We start from the raw sequence: 20,925 nt of genomic DNA on the forward strand, positions 1-20,925 counted from the left end.
GTCGCCGTACCGTCCGACCAGGAAGGAACGAAGCAGATGACCTTGCCGCGCGACGACGAACCGGCCGAGACGTTCGGCCACCGCACGCGGGACACGAGCGGACCGGCGCGAGGCCGGGACCGGCGGGCCCAGCGGGTGGTTCCGCCGGGCGGCCGGCCCCGTGTCATGGGACCGGCGCCCGACGTGGGAGTGATCGGCGGCGGCATCGCGGGCCTCGCCGCCGCCACCGCGCTGGCGGAACGCGGCGTCCGGGTCACCGTCTACGAACGTGAACCCACCCTCGGCGGACGGCTGGCCGGGTGGCCCGTCCAGCTCGCCGACGGCTCGTCGGCGACCATGAGCCGGGGCTTTCACGCCTTCTTCCGGCAGTACTACAACCTGCGGGCCCTGCTGCGCCGGGTGGATCCCGGGCTGCGCATGCTCACCGCACTGCCCGACTATCCGCTGCGGCACAGCGGTGGGATGTACGACAGCTTCGCGCGCGTGCCGCGCACGCCGCCGTGGAGCGCTCTCGGGTTTGTCGCGCTGAGCCCCGCCTTCGGCTGGCGGGACCTGCTGAGGATGAACCCGGCCGCCGCGCTCCCGCTGCTCGACGTACGGGTACCGGAGGTGTACGAGCGGCTCGACGGACGCAGCGCCTGGGACTTCCTGGCGGAGATCCGCTTTCCCGAGGCGGCCCTCCATCTGGCGTTCGAGGTGTTCTCGCGCAGCTTCTTCGCCGATCCCCGGGAACTCTCCGCCGCCGAACTCGTGATGATGTTCCACATCTACTTTCTCGGCTCCAGCGAGGGCCTGCTCTTCGATGTGCCGGACGAGCCGTTCCCGCGGGCCCTGTGGGAACCGCTGGCCCGCCGTCTGGAGAGCCACGGCACCGAACTGCGCACCGCCACACCGGTGGAGGGCGTCGCACCCGCGAGCGGCGGCGGTCTGACCGTCGCAGCCGGCGACCGGACGACGCGTCACCATGACGGTGTCGTACTGGCGCTGGACACCGAAGGACTGCGGCGAGTGGTCGCGGCCTCGCCGCGACTCGGCGACGAGCGGTGGCGGGCCCGGATCGCCCGGCTGCGCACCGCGCCGCCGTTCCTGGTGTCGCGGCTGTGGCTGGACCGGCCGGTCGCCGCGGACCGGCCGGGATTCCTCGGGACCAGCGGCTTCGCGCCGCTGGACAATGTCAGTGTGCTGGAGCGCTGGGAAGGGGAGGCGGGCCGCTGGGCCCGCGGGACCGGCGGCTCGGTGGTGGAACTGCATGCCTACGCCGTCGGACCGGCCGCCGGCCGCGACACCGTACAGGAGCGTCTGGTCGCTCAACTGCGGCGCCTCTATCCGGAGACCCGCGACGCGCGCATCGTCGACGCACGGCACGAGTGGCGCGCCGACTGCCCGCTCTTCCCGGTGGGCGGATTCACCGGCCGGCCCACGGTGCGTACTCCGGACCCGGCCCTGATGGTGGCGGGTGACCTGGTGCGTACGGAACTGCCGGTGGCGCTGATGGAGCGTGCCGCGACCACGGGATTCCTCGCGGCCAACGCGCTGCTGGAGCGCTGGGGCGTACGCGGCCAGACACTGTGGACGGTTCCCGGCGAAGGCCGCTCGGCCGCGCTGCGCGGTCTGGCGCGGCTGGCGGCGCGCCGCTCGACGGCCCGGTGAACCGCAGGCCGCCGGCGCGGCCGGTTCAGCCGGGAAAGCGGCCGGTGGCGCGCAGCTCCCACCGGCGTTCGGCATAGGCGAGATCGTCCTGCCAGAGGCGTCCCGCGGCGGCGCGCAGCAGCGGCCGCAGCAGCGGCGCCGTGGCGCGCGCGACGGCGAATCCCCGGCGTTCGGAAGAGGCGACGACCGCCTCGATGACGGCGGTGCGCGGCCTGCCTCCGGCGTCGGGACCGAGCGGCGTCGCGTGGGTCTCCACCACCGAACCGGCTCCCTCGCCCTCCGTGATCCGCATGACGACCGTGCGCGGTTCCGGCGCCGTGAAGACGGCTCTGACCGGCACCACCAGCCGGCCGGCCACCTTGAAGGAGACATCCACGGCGAAACCGTCCTCGCCGCCGTCACCGGGAGTGCTCACGACATCGAGATCGACGAAGGAGTACGGATGGAACCACGCGCCGTGCCACGGATCGAGACGGTTGGCGATCACATCGTCCGGTTCGCAGACACCCGTGCCCGTGAAGACGGAATCCACGGCTCCGGCCGGACGCGGCCGGGCGGGCACGACCGGGCGCGCCAGCGGAGCCTCGCCGCCCGCCCGGTCCAGGCGCACCCACACCAGGACTCCGTCGTCGTGGGCCGGGAAGGGCTCCCAGCCGGCGAACGGACCACCACGCAGGGCCAGTCCGTGCCAGTGGCAGACGAGAGTGCCGCAGCGCACCCTGCTGTCCTTGAGCGGCGCGCCGAGGTGTGGACAGGCGCCAGGACCGGCCAGGACCCGGCCCGCGCTGTTCCGCCAGGCCACCACCTCCACTCCGGCGACGGTGCGGCCGAACGGCCGACGGCTCGTGACGTCCCGTGCGGAGCCGATCACGTACCAGTTGCCGGAAGGGCGGGCCAGAGCGCGCTTCAGCGTCTCGTCGATGAGCGCCGGTCTGGCCTCGCGCCAGGTGGGACGCTGACGCTCCCAGGCAACGGCCCCGCGCCGCAGCCGCAGCAGCCGCCTCCCGTCCCGGCCGGTCACCGCGTCTCCCGCGGTACGCGCGCCCGGCCGGAGGATGACGGCGCGGGCCGGGCCGCCGGCGCCGCCGTACACGCCGCACGGATCCGGGCCGCCGCCACCCGGGCCAGGCCGTCGAGCGCGACCGCCGCCCGGCGCCGCCGCCGCACCACGGCGCGGCGGTGCAGGACGGAGTATCCGTCGTCCTCGACGGCCCGCAGGATGCCGCCGTACAGCACGAAAGCGGTACGGACGCACGGCCGGGACAGCGGATCCAGTATCGCCACGCCGGGCAGCGCCTCGCGGTAGACGCCTCGCGTGAGATCGGCGGCGGCCCGCAGCGCGGCGACGATACGCGGATCGCGGGCTCCCGTGGCCCTGCTCCACCGGAGCAGCTCCCGGTCGACTCCGTGCGCCGCGATCAGATCGGCCGGCAGATAGACCCGGCCCCGGTCGAGGTCCTCACCCACATCCCGAAGGAAGTTGGTGAGCTGGAACGCGACGCCGAGGGCCGCCGCATGCGGAGCCGCTTCCTCCCGCGGACTCACGGTGCCGAGCACCGGCAGCATCTGGAGGCCGATCACGGCCGCGGATCCGTGCATGTAACGGCGCAGATCCTCGTAGGTCGGATAGTCCGTCACCTCCAGGTCGCTGCGCATGGCGGTCATGAAGTCGGCGAAGTGCCGGTGGTCGATGGCATAGACGGCCGCCGTGTGCGCGAGCGCCCGCACCACCGGCTCCGCGCTCCGACCGAGACGCAGTCCCGTGTCCAGCCGCCGCTGCAACTCGCCGAGCGCGTCGCTCCGTTCGGCCGTGGTCGCGCCGCCGGCCAGGTCGTCGACGATGTCGTCGGCCCACCGGGCGAAGCCGTACAGGGCGTGCACGGCCGGCCGCCGCTCCACCGGCAGCAGCCTGGTGGCGAGGAAGTACGTCTTGCCGTGCCGGGCGTTGAGCCGGCGGCAGTGGGCGTAGGCGGTGCGCAGCGCGGGCTCGGTGATGCCCGCCGCGTCGAGTTCGCGGTCGGTCATGCCGGGGTGCCTTCCGGTGCGGTGCGGGCCGGCGCGGGCCGTGGCGGCCGGAGGCCGGTGACCCGGGCCGCCGCGAGTTTGCCGGAGATCAGTACGGTCGGAACTCCGACGCCCGGAGTGGTACCGCATCCGGCGAGTACGGCGTTCTCCGTGCCGCGCACCAGGTTCCGCGGGCGGAACGGACCGGTCTGCGGAAAGGTGTGCGCCGCGGAGAACGGCGTACCGGCGGCGTGTCCCTGAGCCGTCCAGTCGGCCGGTGTGACAAGACACTCCTCCTCGATCGCGGCGCCGATCCCGGTGAGCCCTCGCCGTTCGAGTTCGGTGAGCAGGCTGTCGCGGTAGCGGGGCGCGAGCTCCCGCCAGTCCCGCCGGCCGGGACCGATATCGGTGTTCGGACAGGGCGCCAGGATGTAGTGCAGGTGGCGGCCGGGAGGCGCGAGAGAGGGATCGGTGGCCGTGGGCCGGGTGATGAGCAGCGAAGGATCGGTCATCAGCCGTCCGGTACGGGTCAGTTCGCGGAAGGTGGACTTCCAGGCGGAGCCGAACGAGATGGTGTGATGGCCCAGTCCGGGCCAGGTGCGGTCGGTGCCCGCGTGCAGGATCACCGCGGACGGCGAGTGACGCAGCCGCAGAGGGCGGCGCGGCCGGTGTCCGAGCAGCCGGTAGGCGACCGGCAGATCCGGAGTGAGCACCACAGCGTCGCAGGGAAGGCGCTCCTGGTCGGTGACGACGGCGGTGATCCGCTCGCCGGCCCGCTCCAGCCGCACGACATTCTGGCCGTAGTGGAAAGCGGCCCCGGCATCGGCCGCCGCGTCCGCCATGGCCCGCGGCAGCGCGTACATCCCGCCTCGCGGGAAGAACACTCCGGCGACCGTGTCCATATAGGCGATGACGGCGTACGCGGCGAGCGCGCGGGCAGGTGGCACCCCGGCGTACAGGGCCTGGAAGGAGAACACCCGGCGCAGCCGTTCGTCGGAGATGAACCGGCCGATCCGGGTGTCGAGGCGGCCGAAACCACCGAGGGCGGCGAGGCGGGCCAGATCCGGATGGAGGAGCTGGAGCGGAGAGTCGAAGTTCGCGTCGATGAAGCGGCGGATCTGGACCCGGTACAGCTCTTCGAGCCAGGCACGCAGCCGCCGGTAGCCGAGTGCCTCGCGTGCGCCGGCCAGCCGTTCGACCTCCGCCTCCATCGCCGCCGCGCCGGTGTGCACGTCGATCGCGGAGCCGTCCGCGAACCGGGCCCGGTAGGCGGGGTGCAGCGGTAAGAGCTCGACGCGGCCACGGAGTGTGTCACCGACGGCGGCGAACGCCTCCTCGGCCAGGTCCGGCATGGTCAGGACGGTCGGTCCGGTGTCCATGTGGTAGCCGTTCCGCACGGTGCGGCCCGCCCGGCCGCCGGGACCGGCGTCACGCTCGACGACGGTGACCCGGCGTCCCGCGCCGAGCAGATGCAGGGCGGCGGAGAGCCCCGCGAGCCCGGCGCCGACCACCACGACGTGATCGGTGGGCCCCTTCAGCGTTTTCATCCTGCTCGGCGACCTCATCGTGCTCGGCGTCCTCATACGGAAGGTCCGTCCTTCAGGAGGGCCGCGTGATCACCGGCGACCGCGCTCAGCAGACCGTGCAGCCGCCGTCCCGCGACCGGCTCGACGGAGGCGGCGGCGAGATGGCGGGTGGCGCGCGTCACCAGCCGGTCGATCTTGTTCTCCACCACCGCTCGCGCGCCGGTCGCGTCGAGGACGTGGCGTACCCGGTCCAGGCCCTCTTCGGAGAGAGAGGCGTCACCGAGGGCGTTTTCGAGGACGGCCAGCGACGCGGCGTCACCGTTCGACTCGGCGCGTGCCCGCGCGAAGCTCACCAGATAGGTGAGCTTGCCCTCGCGGATGTCCTCGCCGGACGGTTTGCCGGTGCGGTGCGGGGCGCCGAACACACCGAGGAGGTCGTCACGAAGCTGGAAGGCGATCCCCGCGCAGCGGCCCGCGGAACGGAGGGCCAGGGTGGTGTGCTCGTCGGCACCGGCCAGCGCGGCGCCCAGCGCCAGCGGGCGCTCCACGGAATAGAGAGCGGTCTTGAGACAGGCGGTCCGCAGGGCTTGCGACGTCGAACGGGACCGGGTCACCTGGCCGCGCAGATCGAGATACTGGCCCGCCACCATCTCGGTCCGCATGGCCCGCCAGATCGCGCGTACCTGGCGGCGGCCGGCCACGGGCAGCTCGGTGTCGGCGACGACATCGTCCGCCCACGCCAGGGCGAGGTCACCGACGAGAACGGCGGCCGCCTTGCCGAAGTGCTCGGCGTCGGAGGCGGGAAAGACGCCGTACTGCTCGGCCAGAGCGGCGTGCACGGCGGGTCTGCCGCGCCGGACGAGGGAACCGTCCATCACATCGTCGTGCACCAGCGCGCAGGTCTGGATCAGTTCGAGCCCGGCTGCCAGCCGCAGGGCGCGGTACGCGTCCGTCGCGTCCATCTCCGGCGCGCAGGCCCGCAGCCCCCACCACAGGAACTGGGACCGCATGCGCTTGCCTCCCTGGAGGGTGAAGAGTGCGAGACGCTCGGCGAGGTCGAGGGCGAACGCGGGATCGGCCGCGCGGGATTCCGCGAGCGCGTCGTCCAGCACCTGGCCGAGTACGCGTCCGACGGCGGCGGGGACATCCGTGTCGACGGCCTCGGGACGGCAGGCGTGCGGCCCCGCGCCGTCCGGTGACGAGGCCGGCTCCAGGAGCGCCGGGCCGGCGGCTTCCGCGCCGCACGGAGACGGCTCGGGGCCACGGTGCGCGTCGGGCCGGCGTCCGGTGGACGCGAGTTCCTCCAGCCCGGTCGGGCGCATCTGGTCTCCTCTCCTCGCGGGGTCGGCTGGGCCGTACGGTCCGGCTGGTGCGGCTTCCCGGCGCTGCCGGACCGGCTGCCGTGGGGCCGATGCGGAGTCGGTGAGAGGCGGAGCCGCGCGTGAACGGCGGCGGGGCGCGTTCATCGGTGTGCCTGCCGGTCTCTCACAAAGCCGCGTGGCCCGGTCGACCGCTACAGGCTACGGGTCTTCCAGACCGTTCCATCCCTTCCGTCACGATTTACCGACGTACCTCGACTTCCTTGCCGGGCGCGGCTTGACACCTGTGCGGCCGCGGTTCCATCCGGCTGGAGGTCCCGGTCCCGGTCAACTTCCCCCGTAAGGCGGCCGGATCATCCGCCGCACGAGGCGCGCCCGGCGCCCGGCCGCCTCCGTGGATGGCGAGGCACCGGGCACCGGGCACGTTGCCGGAGTCACACGTACGCACGGCTTCCTTCGCCGTACGCCTTCGCGGGTCAGACCTGGCCGCGCCAGGCGCCGGTCTCGCTGCCACGGGCCTCGATGAACTTCTTGAAGCGTTCGAGATCGCCCTTGGCCTGGCGGCGTACGACGCCGAGCTTGTCGCCGACGGTGTCGGCCACGCCCTTGGGGTCGTGGTCGAGCTGCAGCATGATCTTGGTGTGTACGTCATCCAGCCGGTGGAAGGTGACGACACCGGCCTGGTGGACGGCTTCCGGAACCGCGGCTTCGCGGAGCCGCGATGTCGTGCGGCCGCCGGCTCGCTGCGTGCGCACCGCCGCTCTTCTCTAGGGTGTGAAGGAGAAGGGTGTGAATGAGAGATATGTGGCGTTTCGCTCCATGGGTGTACGGCCCGGCCTGAACACCGGGCGGTCGGAGCGCGGCGGCTCCTCACGCCGCCGTGGGCAAGGGAGTGGTGACCAGTGGACCCGGAAGAAGGCCGCGCGGCCGGACATCCCGAGGTGCGTCTGCCGCTGGACGACGACCTCCGGCGCATCGGCGAGAAACTCACCGAGCTGGGGCAGGCCCAGGAAAAGCTCCAGATCCTGCTGACGGCGATGCTGGCCCTGAGCCGTGAGACCGAGCTGTCCGTCCTGCTGCGCCGGATCGTGACCAGTGCGATGGCACTCGTACGAGCCCGCTACGGCGCCATGGGAGTGCTCGGCGAGGACGGCGAATGGCTCTCGCGGTTCATTCCCGAGGGTTTGAACAGCGAGGAACTCGCGGACCTTGAGGGTGTCGAGCTTCCACGCGGCCGGGGGCTGCTGGGCAAGCTGATCCAGGATCCCGAGCCGCTGCGGGTCCAGGACATCGCCGGGCACCCGGCGGCGGCCGGCTTCCCGCCCGGTCATCCGCCCATGAAGACGCTGCTGGGCGTCGCCGTCATCGTCCAGGGCCGTGTCTACGGCAACCTGTATCTGTCGGAGAGGCTGGACGGGCAGCCGTTCGACTCCCATGACGAGGATGTCGTCGTCGCGCTGGCCGGAGCAGCCGCCGTGGCCATCGAAAAGGCCAGTCTCTATGAGCGGGTCCGCTCGGAGGCCGAGCGGTTCCAGCGGCTTCTGCTGCCACAGCTTCCCGACCCGTGGCCTCTCACGGCCGCCGCCGTCTACCGTCCGGCGGCCAAGCCCAATCACCTCGGCGGTGACTGGTACGACGTGCTGGTCCTGCCCGACGGCATCTGCGCCGCCGTCATCGGCGATGTCAGCGGTCATGACCTGACCGCCGCGGCCGCCATGTCCCAGACCCGCAATATGCTGCGCGCCCTGCTCTGTACGCAGCCCGCCTCGCCCAGCGCCGTCCTGACACAACTGGACTTCACGCTCAAGACCGTCAGCGCCGACCTCGTCACCACCGTGCTGGTGGCCCTCATCGAGCCACACGGTGACGCCTGGACGGTGCGGTGGAGCAGCGCCGGTCATCCTCCGCCGCTCCTCCTGGCTCCCGGCGAACCGGCCCGCTATCTCGACATCGAGCCGTGTCTGCCTCTGGGAGTGGAGCCCGACCGGCCCCGGCACGACCGCACGCATGTCCTTCCGGCCGGTGCCACCGTCGTGTTCTTCACCGACGGCCTCATCGAGCATCACCACATGCCCATCGACGCCGGTCTGCGCACGCTCGCCGACCTGGCTTCCGCGCATGCCGCGCTGCCCGTGGACGAGCTCTGCCGGCTCCTGGCCGACGACCATCCCAGCGACGGGCGCGACGATCTGGCCGTCCTTGTCGTACGGACGCCTCCGGCCGCGCACGAGGGCTGAACCGCACGTGGTCCTCCGCGAAGCCGACCCAGCCAAGCTCTCCCGCCGGATCGAGGCCCTGTTCCGGCTTCTCGCCGACGCGGACACCGCTCCGGAACCGGACGCGGACAGCCGTTCCGTACCAGGCGCTTGTGACGACGACTCGGCCGGATGACTCCCGGCGCCCCCGGCTGCCACCGGATGCGGGGCGTGTGGCCCCGAAGGACAATGAAGAAGGCCCGGGGCGTCCGGCGCACACGAAGGCACCGAAGGCCCCGGACCGCCGGGCATGCCGGGCAGGCGGAGGGCCCGCGGCCGTCCCGGTCAACCCGTCATGCGGTACGGAAGTGGCCCGCGCCTTCGGGTCCGCCCCGCACATGACGAGTGAGGAGGTGTCCGGCGATGGCCTCTCCCGCCCCGGAGACGGTGCCGCAGCCGGTGCTGAGCCCGTTGACCGGAGCGGCGATCTTCCTGGTGGTGACGGTCGACACGGGTGGTGAACCCGTCGTGCGGGGACTGCTGTCCGACCTGTCGGGGCTCCAGCGAGCTGTTGGTTTCCGGGCGCCGCGCGGCGAGCTGAGCTGTGTCGCCGGGATCGGCTCACAGGCGTGGGACCGGCTGTTCGGCGGGCCGCGACCGGCCGAGTTGCATCCGCTCCGCGAACTGGTCGGCGCCAGACACCGTGCCGTGTCCACGCCCGGCGATCTGCTCTTCCACATCAGGGCGGCGCGGCTCGATCTCTGCTTCGCGCTGGCCTCCCAGATCATGGACCGGCTGCGCGGCTCCGTGACGGTCTGTGACGAGGTGCACGGCTTCAAGTACTTCGACGTACGTGACCTGCTCGGCTTTGTGGACGGGACCGAGAATCCGGTCGGACCCGCGGCGAGCGCGGCGGTCCTGATCGGTGACGAGGACGCGGAGTTCGCCGGCGGAAGCTATGTGATCGTGCAGAAGTATCTGCATGATCTCCAGGCGTGGAACGCCCTGCCGGTCGAGGCCCAGGAGATGGTGATCGGCCGCTCGAAGCTGACCGACATCGAGATGGACGACGACGTCAAGCCGGCCGACTCGCATGTCGCACTGAACACGATCACCGGCCCCGATGGCACACAGCGTCAGATCCTCCGCGACAACATGCCCTTCGGCAGCGCCGGGCGAGGCGAGTTCGGCACCTACTTCATCGGCTACGCGCGAACTCCCGCCGTCACCGAGGAGATGCTGCGGAACATGTTTCTGGGAAAGCGGCCGGCCGATCACGACCGGATCCTCGACTTCTCCACCGCGGTGACCGGCACGCTGTTCTTCGCACCGAGCGCCGACTTCCTCGACGACCTGCCGGATCCACCGGGTCCGCTCGATTCGGAGACCGATGTGGAGACCGGTCCGCAGACCGGGACAGAGCCCGGGGACGGGGCCGCCGGACCGGCGGACGCCGCACCGGCGGCCGGGCCTCCATTCGAGGACGACGGCTCGCTGGGGATCGGCAACCTGAAGAGGAGCACCTTCGATGAGGAACCTGCACCGTGAACTGGCGCCCATCTCCGAGGCCGCGTGGGCCGACCTGGAGGAGGAGGCGCGCCGCACCTTCAAGCGCCATGTGGCCGGGCGCCGGATCGTCGATGTGCCCGAGCCCGCGGGCACCGAGATGGCGGCGGTCGGCACCGGACATCTGGCGGACATCGACCCTCCGGCGGCCGGAATCGTCGCCCGTACGCGCCGGTCGCAGCCGGTTCTTGAACTGCGCGTGCCCTTCACGGTCGACCGCCGGCAGGCCGACGATGTCGAGCGCGGGGCCAAGGACGCGGACTGGCAGCCGGTGAAGGACGCCGCGCGGAAGATCGCGTTCGCCGAGGACCGCGCGGTGTTCGAGGGATACCCGGAAGCGGGCATCGCGGGTATCCGGAAGAGCACGTCCCATCCGGAACTCTCCCTGCCGGCCGAGGTACGCGACTATCCGGACGCCATCAGCCAGGCCGTGAGCACTCTTCGGCTCGCGGGTGTCGGCGGCGCGTACACGCTGGCGCTCAGCGCCGATGCCTACACCGCCGTCAACGAGACGTCCGACCACGGCTATCCCATTCACAACCACATAGACCGGGTCCTGGACGGCGAGATCATCTGGGCGCCCGCCATCGACGGCGCCTTCCTGCTGTCCACACGGGGCGGCGACTTCGAACTCCGCATCGGCCAGGACGTCTCCATCGGCTATCTGGCCCACGACGACACGAGCGTCCGCCTCTACTTCCAGGAGACGCTGACCTTCCTGATGTACACGAGCGAGGCCGCGGTGGCGCTCGCGGCGACCGGACGGGATTGAGGGTGACGGCGTGAGAGCCGGGTCCCCGATCCGCCTCAACGCGCCTGCGGCGCACCGGGGATCCGACCGTGCACCGGCAGGGTGGGGACATCGACGGGGACGGTCTCGGGATACTTGAGACCGGTGCCGGTGTTGAGTACGACCACGTTCTCGTCGCCGCGCAGCCAGCCGGACGCACGCAGCCGGTCCACCGCCGCGAAACAGGCCGCGCCCTCCGGACAGACGAACGCTCCCTCGATACGGGCCAGCGCTCCCTGCGCGGCCAGCAGTTCCTCGTCGGTCACCGCGATGGCGGTGCCCTCGGTCCGCCGGACCGCGTCCAGCACGAGGAAGTCACCGAGCGCCTTGGGAACGGTGATGCCGAAGGCCACCGTCCGGGCGTCGGGAAAGGCCACGCTCTCGCTGTCACCGCGCTCGAAGGCCTCGACGATCGGTGCGCAGCCGGTCGCCTGCACGGCGACCAGCCGCGGCAGGTCACCGGTCAGCCAGCCGAGTTCCCGCATCTCCAGCAGCGCTTTGTAGATGCCGATGATCCCGACTCCGCCGCCGGTCGGATAGAGGATGACATCGGGCGCCCGCCAGCCCAACTGCTCGACGATCTCGTACCCCATCGTCTTCTTGCCTTCGAGGCGGTACGGCTCCTTGAGCGTGGAGACCTCCTGGAAGCCGTCCCGCTCGGCGACCGCGGCGGCCACCAGCTTGCCCGCGTCTCCGATCAGACCGTCCACCAGATACAGCTCGGCCCCGGAGACCACGCACTCGGTACGGGTGATCTCCGGGGCGTCGACCGGCATGGCGATCAGGCTGCGCAGGCCGGCCCGGGCCGCGTACACCGACCACGCCGCGCCGGCGTTGCCGTTGGTGGGCATCGCGATGCCGGTCACACCGAGCTCCGCCGCGCGGGAGACGCCGACGGCGGCGCCGCGCGCCTTGAAGGTGCCGGTCGGGATGAGGCCCTCGTCCTTCATCCGCAGTCCGGGCACGCCGACGCTCGCACCGTAACGCCTCAGTTCCAGCAGCGGTGTCATTCCTTCGCCGAGGGTGATCACATGGCGCCGCTCCCGCACCGGCAGCAGCTCCCGGTAGCGCCAGAGATCCGGCGCGCGGCCCGCGATCTCCTCCCTGCTCACGGTGGCCCCGACCCGTTCGAGGTCATAGCGGGCCAGCAGCGGCGCGCCCGCCTCGGAGGTCCCTTGCACCACGTCGGCGTCGCTGACCGCGCCGGTCCTGGAGCACTCAAGATGGGACAGGGCCGAGAAAAACGCGGTCGGCATAACGCTCCTCAGGCGATCGGGAGACGCCGGGGGACCGGCGCCTGGATCCGAGGAGATCCCACGGTGATCGTTTCGTCAAGGCCGGAGCGCGGTCCGGCGGAGCTTCGCACCGTCGCGCTCCGGTCGCTCACGGCGCGGCCCGAGTCACTCCTGGAGGACCGCGGTGCCGGAGACCGGTACTGCGGTGAGCGCGAAGGCCGACCGAAGTGCTCCGACCGCGAGCTCCCGGACCCGGCCGGCGCGCGGCGCGACGCCTTCGATGTGCAGAGCGCAGTGGATGAGGCCGAGACAGCGTGTGACGTCCACCGGCACTCCGGCGGCCGCCAGCCTCCGCGCGTAGGCCTCGCCCTCGTCACGCAGTGGGTCGTACTCCATGGTCAGTACGGTGGCCGGTGGCAGCCCCGTCAGGTCGGGAGCGCGCATGGGCACGGCCTGCCACGGCGCGTCGCGGAAGGACTCTTCGGGCATCCCCAGATAGGTGCGCCAGCACAGCCGCATGAGGTCGTGGGTGCAGCCGTATCCGTCCGCCAGTTCCCGGTAGGACTCCGTGTCCATGGCCGTGTCGAGCGCCGGGCAGATGAGGAGTTGGTGAGCGATCCGGGGTCCGCCGGTGTCACGGGCGAGCGCGGCCACGACGGTGGCCAGATTGGCTCCCGCGCTGTCTCCGGCGACGGCCAGCCGTGCGGCGTCGCCGCCGAACGAGGCGCCGTTGGCGGCAGCCCACGCGGTGACCGCGCGCGCGTCGTCGAGGGCCGCGGGGAACGGGTGCTCGGGTGCCAGCCGGTATCCGGTGTTGAGGACGACGGCCTCGGTCTCCTCGGCCAGGTTCCGGCACACCGGGTCCATGTGGTCGATGCTGCCGGTCATCCAGCCGCCGCCGTGGAAGTACACGACGATCGGCAGGACGGTTCCGGGCCTGGGATGGTAGAGCCGTACGGGAACCGGCCCGGCCGGACCTGGTACCGACAGATCCTTGACGACCGGCACCGCGGCGGCCGGCGCGCAGCACTCCACGATGGCTTCGATGGCCGCGCGGAAATCCTCCAGAGGCATGTCCTGCATGGCGGGCCCTGCCGCGTGAGCGTCCAGAAAAGCGGCGATCCTCGGGTCGAGTGGCATGTCAGCGGACCTCGTCACGGTGGCCGGCCCGCATGTCCGCGGGTGTCCGGCCCGGCAGCGGCAGCAGATTGCCTTTGATCCGGGGGACACAGCGGTCGAGGCTCGCGCCCCGGCCGGCCAGCACGCGGAAGCCGGTCGGGCGCAACCGCAGTTCCAGCGCGCGGACCCGGTCGAGACTGCCGAGTGCGGCGAGCCGTACGCGCAGGGCCGCGTCGCCGATCAGGCTCTCGGGACGTACGTACAGGTCATTGTCCGGTTCGATGCCGTCCAGATCGATGAACTTCACGCCTCCCGGGAAGTAGACCCGGTCGGCGGCCAGCCAGTCCATACCGAGTCCGTCGAAGAGCCGGGGCATGTCGCCGAAGCGCATGGGCCGGACCACGGGGTTGACATAGGCGTCCGCGTCGAAGACGTCCTGCTCGGCCCGGCTGAGCGCCGAGCCGTTCCAGCCGGAGGGAAAGCCGTACTCCGCGAGGGGCAGCGTGAGTCCGAGCTTGCGCACGGTCTCCAGCCCGGCGGCCGGGCCGCCGGGCGGTGCCAGGAGCTGGACGAGTTCACGGTCGAGCATGCGGCCGTGCTCTCCGAGGGCGTTGTACAGCCACAGATGCAGCAGGCCGTCGGTGTTGAGGTGCTCGGTCAGCCAGCTCAGCCCGGCACGGGGATCGGGCAGGTGGTGCAGCACACCGAAGCAGATGATCAGATCGAAGCGGTCCGTCAGACCGAGGTGCGGCATGGTGCCGTGGACGAAGTCGACATTGGTCGCACCGTGCCGCTCGGCGAGGTGACGGGCCACGCCGAGGGAGCGCCGGCAGGCGTCCATTCCGGTGAAACGTGCCTCCGGGTGCCGCAGGGCGAGCGCCACCAGTGTGTGCCCGGTGCCGCAGCCCGCGTCGAGCACGCGCCGGCCGTCCAGCGACGAGTCGCTCAGCACGAGCGGCATCTCCCGGGCGACCACGTCGATCAGTCCGGAATCCGGTTCCGGAGACGGAAAGGGAAAAGCCTCATAGAGGCGTGCGACCTCACTCGTCATCGCGAGATGACCCCTGTTCTTCGGCGACGGGCGTGACACGGTCCCCGGGCAGTGGTGCGTCCGGCAAACGCTGCGGAAGGCTATAGGCGTTCTCCGGTCCCGGACAATGCGGGCCCACGTTCGGGTGAGGATATTCGGCCGGACAGGTGAACGAACCCCGTGCGGCGCGGAAGGTACCGCTCTTGTCCGCCGCCGCGTGCTGATCCACCAGGGATTACGGGACAGCCCTTACAGTGGTCCGCGACCGGCCTAAGGAGAGCGAATGAAGGGGCAACCTTGCCCGCCGGAAGGATTTCCGGACCTGTACGACGCCATCGCGGACGCCTATGACCGGCTGGACGACTGGATCGTCAGCGAGTGGGGAGAGAAACCCCGCCCGGAGCGGGCGGACTTCCTGCAGAAATACTGGGCGAGCCGTTTCCCCGCCGTCAGGAATGTTCTGGAGATCTGCTGCGGCACCGGCCTGATGCTGGAACAGCTCGCCCTCAGAGGTTTCGAGGTGTCCGGTCTTGACCGGTCGGCCGCGATGCTGGGACACGCGCGCGAGCGCCTCGGCCCCGAGGTGCCGCTGGTACTGGCCGAACTCCCGTCGATCCCTGTGAGCAGGCAGTTCGACGCCGTGATCAGCTCCGGCGCGGCGCTCAACTACATGTCGGGCGAGGACGACCTCGCCGCGACCTTCCGGTCGGTGGCCGGTGTGCTGCGTCCCGGCGGATCGTTCGTTTTCGACATCCTCGGCCGGGCGATGATGGACGGCCACGCGGGCAGTGATGTGTGGGCGGCCGACCTGGGCGATCTGGCGTTCATCTGGGAATTCGAGAACGCTCCCTCCGGTGATTACTGCGATGCGACGTATACGCAGTTTCTCCACCGCGAAGGAAATCCAGCGGATTCGTACGAAAAAACCATCGAACTACATCGGCTCTATGTTCTGGATCCCGAGCTGATCCGCCGTGTCGCACGCGATTCAGGATTTATCGACACGGCTGTCCACGACAATTACACGGACGGGCCGGCTCATGATGCCACGCTCTATGAGACCTGGACCTTCACTCGTGCGTAGCCAACCAGCCCACAAGGAGTGGAAATGAAGGGACAGCCCTGTCTGTCTGCCGGTTATCCGGAGCCGTACGCCGCGACCGCCGACACCTATGACCGGCTGGCCGAATGGGCGATCGAGAAGTGGGGAGAGAGCCCGCGTCCGCATATGGCGGCCTTCTTGCGACGCCTGTGGTCGGACCGTGGCCGGCCGGTCGGCGAGGTCCTCGAAATCTGCTGCGGTACGGGCCTGATGCTGGAACAACTGGCCGCCCTCGGGTATTCGGTCACCGGTCTCGACCGCTCGGAGACCATGCTCCAGGAGGCGAGGAACCGGCTGGGCGACCGAGTGCCGCTGATCCGGGCGGAGCTCCCGGAGATCCCGGTGCGACAGGAGTTCGACGCCGTGGTGTGTCCGGCGGCGGCGCTCAACTACATGCCGGACCTGGACAGTCTCCTCAAGACATTTCACGCGGTGGCGCTCACTCTGCGCGACGGCGGCTCGTTCGTCTTCGACATCCTGTCCCGCCGCAGGCTGGAAAACGACTTCGCTCAGATCTGGGCCGGCGACCTGGGCGATCTGGCGTTCATCTGGAAATTCGAGCACGACCGCTCGGGGGCCTTCTCCGACCTCACGTACACCCAGTTCCTCAGGACGGAGGGCCCGGCGAAGGATTCCTACACCGCGGCCAGAGAACTGCACCGGCTGTACGTACTGGACCGCGACGCGGTTCGCGAAGCCGCCGTGGAAGCGGGCTTCACCGATATCGCGGTCTTCGACAACTACTCGTCCGAGCCCGCCGGCGACTCCACCCACTACGAGACGTGGACGCTCACCCGGGCCTGAGGCCCGTATCCGCACAACGTGTCCGGTCGTACGCCAGGCCACCGGGAAGGAACTGCCAGTGCTCCTCTGCGGGCTCAAACTCACCCATGACGGCGGTATCGCCGTCATCGACGGCAACGACCTGCTGTTCAGCATCGAGATGGAGAAGCTGGACGACAGCCCGCGCTTCCAGCCGCTGAACCGCCTGGAGGCCGTGGAGGAGATCCTGGCGCGCGAGGGCATCCGGCCGGGCGACATCGACCGCTTCGTGGTGGACGGCTGGTTCGCCGCGCCGGGCGAGTCGCGCCCTCTGCTGCGGGTGACACACACCGGCCGCCCGGTGACGGTGGAGGTGGCGCCCTACTGCGAGCCCGACACCGCGCCGCGGCCGGATCCGCTGCGCCGGTACACCTTCGACGGACTGCCACTGGGCCCGTGCACCGTCCCTTACAGCAGCTACCACCACGCCGCACAGCACCTGCTCGGCGCCTACTGCACCAGCCCGTACGCCGCCCGCGAGGAACCGGCCCTGGTACTGGTCTGGGACGGCGGCATGGTCCCGCGTCTGTACCGGGTCGAGCCCGCACCGCTGCGAGTGACGAGCCTCGGCCCGCTGTTCCCGGTCTACGGCAGTGCCTTCGCCGACTTCGCCGCCCAGTTCGAGCCCTTCCGCCGGACCGGTGTCCAGGACCGGCCCGTCGACGGGCACGCGAGCCCGCGCCATCTCGATGTCGCGGGCAAGGCCATGGCGTACGCGGCCCTCGGCCAGGACGAACCGGACTTCTATCCGGTCTTCGACGCCGAACTCGCCCGCCTCCCGCTCAGCTTCGACACCGCGACGGAGCTCGGCCTGCGCATCGGCCGGGACCGTGCCCGGCTGTGGCCCGGTTCCTCCGACGCGGATCTCATCGCGAGCTTCCAGGGCTACCTCGGCGACAGGCTGCTGGCCGCGCTGCGCGCGCGTACCGCCGAGGCCACGGGCGGCCCGGCACCGAACCTCTGTCTGGCCGGCGGATGCGCCCTCAACATCAAATGGAACAGTGCCGTCCGATCCAGCGGTCTGTTCGCCGATGTATGGATCCCGCCCTTTCCCAACGACTCCGGGGCGGCTCTGGGCACAGCCGTCGCCGAGATGGTGCATCACGGCGGCACCCGGCTGCGCTGGAGCGTCCACCGCGGTCCCGATGTCGTTCCCACGGCGGAGCTGTCGGGATGGCGGTCCCGGCCGTGCGGAGCGGCGGAGCTGGCCAAGGTGCTGCACGAGAGCGGCGAGCCGGTCGTCGTGCTGCACGGGCGCGCGGAACTCGGACCGCGCGCGCTGGGCGGACGCAGCATTCTCGCGCCGGCCACCGACCTGAAGACCAGGGATGTCCTCAATGACATCAAGGACCGCGAGTTCTACCGGCCGGTCGCTCCCGTCTGTCTGGAGAGCCGCGCCCCGGAGATCTTCTCGCCGGGCTGTCCCGATCCGTACATGCTCTTCGACCACGCGGTGAGGCCCGGATGGGCCGACCGGATTCCGGCCGTGGTGCATCTGGACGGCACCGCCAGGCTCCAGACCGTCAGCCCCGGCGACAACGCCTTCCTGGCCGAGGTGCTGACCGCCTACGAAGAGCTCAGCGGAATCCCCGTGTTGTGCAACACCAGCGCCAACCGCAAGGGCCGCGGCTTCTTTCCTTCCGTCGAGGCGGCGGCGCGCTGGGACCGCGTCGATTCCATCTGGTGCGACGGACTCCTCCATACACGCCGTCCGTGACCGTCACCGCACGCCGGAGCCGGACTGGCGCACACCAGACCCGGACCGACCAGGAAGGCACCAGCCGAGATGTCTGACGAGGACCGCGGCGGACCGGACCCGGTGCACGCCGACGGCCGCGCGAGCGCGCGGCACGGGCATGTGCCGACGGCGATCCGGGCCTGGTCGCGCGCGGCGCACACGGCGGGCCCGGCCGCCTCCGCCCCGGAGTTCCCGTTCACCGAGGCGACTCGGACGCTGCGGGCGTACGGGACGGGCGCGCTGCCCGCCGAACTGGCCGCGGCTCTGGTGGAGGCCGCCGCCACGGCGTGGTCACGGGCCGGAACCGCGCCCGCCGAGAGCTGGTTCACCGCCCACTGGCTGCGCTGCGCGACCGCCACCGCCACCGCGACACAGACCTACGAGACCTACACCATGTGCGGCCTGCTCGACCAGTACTGCCGAGCCGGTACAACCGGTTACGAGGAGACCGCGAACGTGCTGAGCGCGGCGCTCGTGGCCGACCTGATCCAGCACGAACTGCGCATGGCTCACCGCGGCCGGTCCGGTGCGCGTTCGGCCGCCGCGACCCGGCTGGCGGGCGACCTGCGCCAGGCGCTGAGCCCGGATTCCGCGCGGCCCCGGCCACTCGGCCCCGACACCGCGCTGCGGTTCTGTGCCCGGCTGATCTCCGGCCTCTGCCGGAACCGGCCATCGGCGCTGCGCCGGATCGTCGAGTGCACACCACTGCCGGCGACGACCGAGCCGGACGAGTATCTGTTCAACCGCTCGGTGCAGATCATGGAGATCCTCTCCGGCGCGGCCGCCGCGCAGGCCGCCGACGCCGGCCGCTGCGGACCGCGCGAACTGCCCGAGCTGGTGTCCCGGCTGGGCGCGCTCACCCGCACACTGCGTCACGCCGCGCGGCTGTTCCACATCGTCTCCACCATCGACGCCGGGCAGTTCGCCCGAATCCGCGCCGCCACCTATGGCACGGGGGCGCTGCAGTCACCCGCCTTCGCCGCACTGGAGCGGTACTGCCGCGGAGAGCGGGCCTTGCGGCCCGAGCTGCTGACGGCGGTGCCGGTGGCCGGTTCGCCGCTCCCGGACGTGCCGTTGGGCCAGGCGCTCGAAGGGCTGCGGCTCACTCTCGAAGTGCCGGCCGCAGTCCGGCTGGAAGACGCTGTCGCGGCCGTGGACACCGCGTGGCTGCGCTGGAAGCGGGCCCACCACGGGGTGGCCAGACGGATCATCGGGGACGTACCCGGGACCGGGAGAACCGACGGCGTCTCCTATCTGAGCCGGCATATGAACGCACCGCTGCTGACGCACCACGACAGGCAGGAGACACCGGGTGGACCACATGACGCCCCAGGAGTTCCGCCAGTACGGTCACGCGACCGTCGACTGGATCGCCGACTACTGGGAACGCCTCGAATCCCTTCCGGTGGCCCCGGACGTCGAGCCGGGTCAGGTACGTAGCCTGCTTCCCGCCCGTCCTCCCGAACGCGGCGAACCCTTCGAGTCGCTGCTGCGCGACATGGACGACATCGTCGTTCCCGGCCTGCTGCACTGGCAGCATCCGCGGTTCTTCGGCTACTTCCCGGCCAACACGTCCGGCCCGGCCGTCCTGGCGGACCTGCTCTCGGCCGGTCTCGGTGTCCAGGGCATGTCCTGGGCCACCGGCCCCGCGTGCACCGAGATGGAAGAGCACGTCCTCGACTGGCTGGTGGAGATCCTCGGCCTGCCGGACCATTTCCGCTCCGGCAGCCGCGGCGGCGGCGTCATCCAGGACACCGCCTCCAGCGCCCTTCTGGTCTCCCTTGTCGCCGCGCTCCAGCGGGCCGGCAAGGGAGCGGTCAGGAGCGACGGAGTCGGCGCGCGGCGGTACGGAATCTATGTCACCGCGGAGACACACTCCTCGGCGGTCAAAGCGGCCGTGATCACCGGACTCGGCGAACGGACCGTCAGATACGTACGCACCGATCCGGCGACGCTCGCCCTCGATGCCGACCATCTGCGCACCCTGGTCCTGCGGGACCTGGCCGACGACATCACTCCGCTGCTGGCCGTGGCGACGGTCGGCACCACCTCGACCACCGCCGTCGACCCGGTGGCGGCCATCGGACGCGTCAGCCGTGAGCACGGGATCTGGCTGCATGTGGACGCCGCGTACGCCGGGGTCGCCGCGGTCTGCCCGGAGCTGCGCTGGCTCAATGACGGTGTCGCCGAATACGCCGACTCGTACTGCACCAATCCGCACAAGTGGCTGCTGACCAACTTCGACTGCGACACCTTCTGGGTCGCCGACCGCGCCTGGCTCACCGGCGCGCTGACGATCCTGCCCGAGTACCTGCGCAACGCTCCGTCGGAATCGGGCCTGGTCACCGACTACCGGAACTGGCAGATCCCACTGGGCCGCAGATTCCGCGCGCTCAAGTTGTGGGCGGTCATCCGCTGGTACGGCGTCGAGGGACTGCGCCGGCACATCCGCGAGGGCGTCGCCACGGCGGCCCGGCTCGCCGAATGGATTCGCGCCGACGAGCGCTTCGAACTCACCGCACCGCACCCGCTCTCGTTGGTGTGTTTCCGGCTGCGCACACCACCGGGCACCGACGCGGACGAAGCGGGCCGACGACTGCTGGACAGGGTCAACGCCTCAGGAACCACTTTTCTCACCCACAGCAGGATCGACGGCCGGATCACACTGCGCATCGCCACAGGCGGCACCTTCACCCGGCCGCACCACGTGGAGCAGGCATGGCAGTGCCTGGTGCGGGAAGCGGACCGGCTTCTCGCCTCCGGCCTCGACCAGTCTCACGGACGAGGCGCCGGGTAGGGCCTGGCCTGGGGCCTCTTCCTGTCCGTACA

At 71.0% G+C, this 20,925-nt stretch carries 17 protein-coding genes and 1 pseudogene; 10 read left to right on the plus strand and 8 right to left on the minus strand.

From position 1 onward, the window contains the following. Window positions 1–36: 36 nt before the first annotated feature. Window positions 37–1,650 carry an FAD-dependent oxidoreductase gene (locus PV679_RS17315; RefSeq protein ID WP_319681167.1) on the plus strand — a complete coding sequence of 538 codons (1,614 nt, stop codon included), beginning with the start codon at window positions 37–39 and terminating at the stop codon, window positions 1,648–1,650. A gap of 25 nt (window positions 1,651–1,675) precedes the next feature. Here PV679_RS17315 and PV679_RS17320 read toward each other — a convergent pair whose 3' ends face one another. The 5 genes and pseudogenes from PV679_RS17320 to PV679_RS17340 form a co-directional block, all read right to left on the minus strand. After that, window positions 1,676–2,671: a DUF5914 domain-containing protein gene (locus PV679_RS17320; protein WP_319681168.1), complete on the minus strand. Its 996-nt coding sequence runs from the start codon at window positions 2,669–2,671 to the stop codon at window positions 1,676–1,678. Further along, window positions 2,668–3,675, minus strand: coding sequence for a phytoene/squalene synthase family protein (locus tag PV679_RS17325; RefSeq protein ID WP_319681169.1), 1,008 nt, complete (start codon window positions 3,673–3,675; stop codon window positions 2,668–2,670). The genes PV679_RS17320 and PV679_RS17325 overlap by 4 nt, the downstream gene beginning before the upstream one ends. Then, window positions 3,672–5,201: a phytoene desaturase gene (locus tag PV679_RS17330; protein WP_319681170.1), complete on the minus strand. Its 1,530-nt coding sequence runs from the start codon at window positions 5,199–5,201 to the stop codon at window positions 3,672–3,674. Before PV679_RS17330 ends, PV679_RS17325 begins: the two co-directional genes overlap by 4 nt. A gap of 32 nt (window positions 5,202–5,233) precedes the next feature. Next, the gene (locus PV679_RS17335) at window positions 5,234–6,502 is read right to left on the minus strand and encodes a polyprenyl synthetase family protein (RefSeq protein ID WP_319681171.1); all 1,269 of its coding nucleotides are present in this window, start codon (window positions 6,500–6,502) and stop codon (window positions 5,234–5,236) included. Window positions 6,503–6,975: 473 nt separating this feature from the next. Next, window positions 6,976–7,191: pseudogene (locus PV679_RS17340) on the minus strand (cyclase); the annotation flags it as partial. A gap of 210 nt (window positions 7,192–7,401) precedes the next feature. Between PV679_RS17340 and PV679_RS17345 the strand changes: the two are divergent. From PV679_RS17345 to PV679_RS17360, 4 genes are all read left to right on the plus strand, one after another. Further along, window positions 7,402–8,736: a GAF domain-containing SpoIIE family protein phosphatase gene (locus PV679_RS17345; RefSeq protein WP_319681172.1), complete on the plus strand. Its 1,335-nt coding sequence runs from the start codon at window positions 7,402–7,404 to the stop codon at window positions 8,734–8,736. Between the two features lie 7 nt (window positions 8,737–8,743). Continuing rightward, complete coding sequence (locus PV679_RS17350; protein ID WP_319681173.1) at window positions 8,744–8,890, plus strand: hypothetical protein; 147 nt, start codon at window positions 8,744–8,746, stop codon at window positions 8,888–8,890. 227 nt (window positions 8,891–9,117) lie between these two features. Beyond that, the gene (locus PV679_RS17355; RefSeq protein ID WP_319681174.1) at window positions 9,118–10,242 is read left to right on the plus strand and encodes a Dyp-type peroxidase; all 1,125 of its coding nucleotides are present in this window, start codon (window positions 9,118–9,120) and stop codon (window positions 10,240–10,242) included. Further along, window positions 10,223–11,032 carry a family 1 encapsulin nanocompartment shell protein gene (locus PV679_RS17360; protein WP_319681175.1) on the plus strand — a complete coding sequence of 270 codons (810 nt, stop codon included), beginning with the start codon at window positions 10,223–10,225 and terminating at the stop codon, window positions 11,030–11,032. The genes PV679_RS17355 and PV679_RS17360 overlap by 20 nt, the downstream gene beginning before the upstream one ends. 35 nt (window positions 11,033–11,067) lie before the next feature. Here PV679_RS17360 and PV679_RS17365 read toward each other — a convergent pair whose 3' ends face one another. The 3 genes from PV679_RS17365 to PV679_RS17375 form a co-directional block, all read right to left on the minus strand. Further along, window positions 11,068–12,306 (minus strand): threonine synthase, encoded by a 1,239-nt coding sequence (locus PV679_RS17365; RefSeq protein WP_319681176.1) that lies wholly within the window; start codon window positions 12,304–12,306, stop codon window positions 11,068–11,070. A gap of 144 nt (window positions 12,307–12,450) precedes the next feature. Then, entirely contained in the window at window positions 12,451–13,425 is a 975-nt protein-coding gene (locus PV679_RS17370; RefSeq protein ID WP_319681177.1) for an alpha/beta hydrolase, read from the minus strand. A 1-nt stretch (window position 13,426) separates the two neighbouring features. After that, window positions 13,427–14,455, minus strand: a complete 1,029-nt coding sequence (locus tag PV679_RS17375) for a class I SAM-dependent methyltransferase (RefSeq protein WP_319681178.1) — start codon at window positions 14,453–14,455, stop codon at window positions 13,427–13,429. Window positions 14,456–14,717: 262 nt separating this feature from the next. Between PV679_RS17375 and PV679_RS17380 the strand changes: the two genes are divergently transcribed. The 5 genes from PV679_RS17380 to PV679_RS17400 all read left to right on the plus strand — a co-directional run bounded on the left by PV679_RS17380 (window position 14,718) and on the right by PV679_RS17400 (window position 20,893). Next, complete coding sequence (locus tag PV679_RS17380; RefSeq protein WP_319681179.1) at window positions 14,718–15,518, plus strand: class I SAM-dependent DNA methyltransferase; 801 nt, start codon at window positions 14,718–14,720, stop codon at window positions 15,516–15,518. A 24-nt stretch (window positions 15,519–15,542) separates the two neighbouring features. Then, complete coding sequence (locus tag PV679_RS17385) at window positions 15,543–16,340, plus strand: class I SAM-dependent methyltransferase (protein ID WP_319681180.1); 798 nt, start codon at window positions 15,543–15,545, stop codon at window positions 16,338–16,340. Between the two features lie 58 nt (window positions 16,341–16,398). Then, window positions 16,399–18,075: a carbamoyltransferase N-terminal domain-containing protein gene (locus tag PV679_RS17390; RefSeq protein ID WP_319681181.1), complete on the plus strand. Its 1,677-nt coding sequence runs from the start codon at window positions 16,399–16,401 to the stop codon at window positions 18,073–18,075. Between the two features lie 69 nt (window positions 18,076–18,144). Then, a complete protein-coding gene (locus PV679_RS17395) occupies window positions 18,145–19,536 on the plus strand; it encodes a hypothetical protein (protein ID WP_319681182.1) in 1,392 nt (463 codons plus the stop codon). Further along, window positions 19,418–20,893 carry a pyridoxal-dependent decarboxylase gene (locus PV679_RS17400; protein WP_319681183.1) on the plus strand — a complete coding sequence of 492 codons (1,476 nt, stop codon included), beginning with the start codon at window positions 19,418–19,420 and terminating at the stop codon, window positions 20,891–20,893. Before PV679_RS17395 ends, PV679_RS17400 begins: the two co-directional genes overlap by 119 nt. The last annotated feature ends 32 nt before the right edge of the window (window positions 20,894–20,925 follow it).

The sequence above is a fragment of the Streptomyces sp. AK02-01A genome, from assembly GCF_033795305.1.
Lineage (GTDB): Bacteria > Actinomycetota > Actinomycetes > Streptomycetales > Streptomycetaceae > Streptomyces.

Bases quoted from the DNA above. Each gene is read 5' to 3' on its own strand.
- PV679_RS17315 (WP_319681167.1), top strand. From the start codon at position 37: ATGACCTTGCCGCGCGACGACGAACCGGCCGAGACGTTCGGCCACCGC.
- PV679_RS17325 (WP_319681169.1), bottom strand. From the start codon at position 3,675: ATGACCGACCGCGAACTCGACGCGGCGGGCATCACCGAGCCCGCGCTG.
- PV679_RS17330 (WP_319681170.1), bottom strand. From the start codon at position 5,201: ATGAAAACGCTGAAGGGGCCCACCGATCACGTCGTGGTGGTCGGCGCC.
- PV679_RS17335 (WP_319681171.1), bottom strand. From the start codon at position 6,502: ATGCGCCCGACCGGGCTGGAGGAACTCGCGTCCACCGGACGCCGGCCC.
- PV679_RS17355 (WP_319681174.1), top strand. From the start codon at position 9,118: ATGGCCTCTCCCGCCCCGGAGACGGTGCCGCAGCCGGTGCTGAGCCCG.
- PV679_RS17360 (WP_319681175.1), top strand. From the start codon at position 10,223: ATGAGGAACCTGCACCGTGAACTGGCGCCCATCTCCGAGGCCGCGTGG.
- PV679_RS17365 (WP_319681176.1), bottom strand. From the start codon at position 12,306: ATGCCGACCGCGTTTTTCTCGGCCCTGTCCCATCTTGAGTGCTCCAGG.
- PV679_RS17370 (WP_319681177.1), bottom strand. From the start codon at position 13,425: ATGCCACTCGACCCGAGGATCGCCGCTTTTCTGGACGCTCACGCGGCA.
- PV679_RS17375 (WP_319681178.1), bottom strand. From the start codon at position 14,455: ATGACGAGTGAGGTCGCACGCCTCTATGAGGCTTTTCCCTTTCCGTCT.
- PV679_RS17380 (WP_319681179.1), top strand. From the start codon at position 14,718: ATGAAGGGGCAACCTTGCCCGCCGGAAGGATTTCCGGACCTGTACGAC.
- PV679_RS17385 (WP_319681180.1), top strand. From the start codon at position 15,543: ATGAAGGGACAGCCCTGTCTGTCTGCCGGTTATCCGGAGCCGTACGCC.
- PV679_RS17395 (WP_319681182.1), top strand. From the start codon at position 18,145: ATGTCTGACGAGGACCGCGGCGGACCGGACCCGGTGCACGCCGACGGC.
- PV679_RS17400 (WP_319681183.1), top strand. From the start codon at position 19,418: ATGACGCCCCAGGAGTTCCGCCAGTACGGTCACGCGACCGTCGACTGG.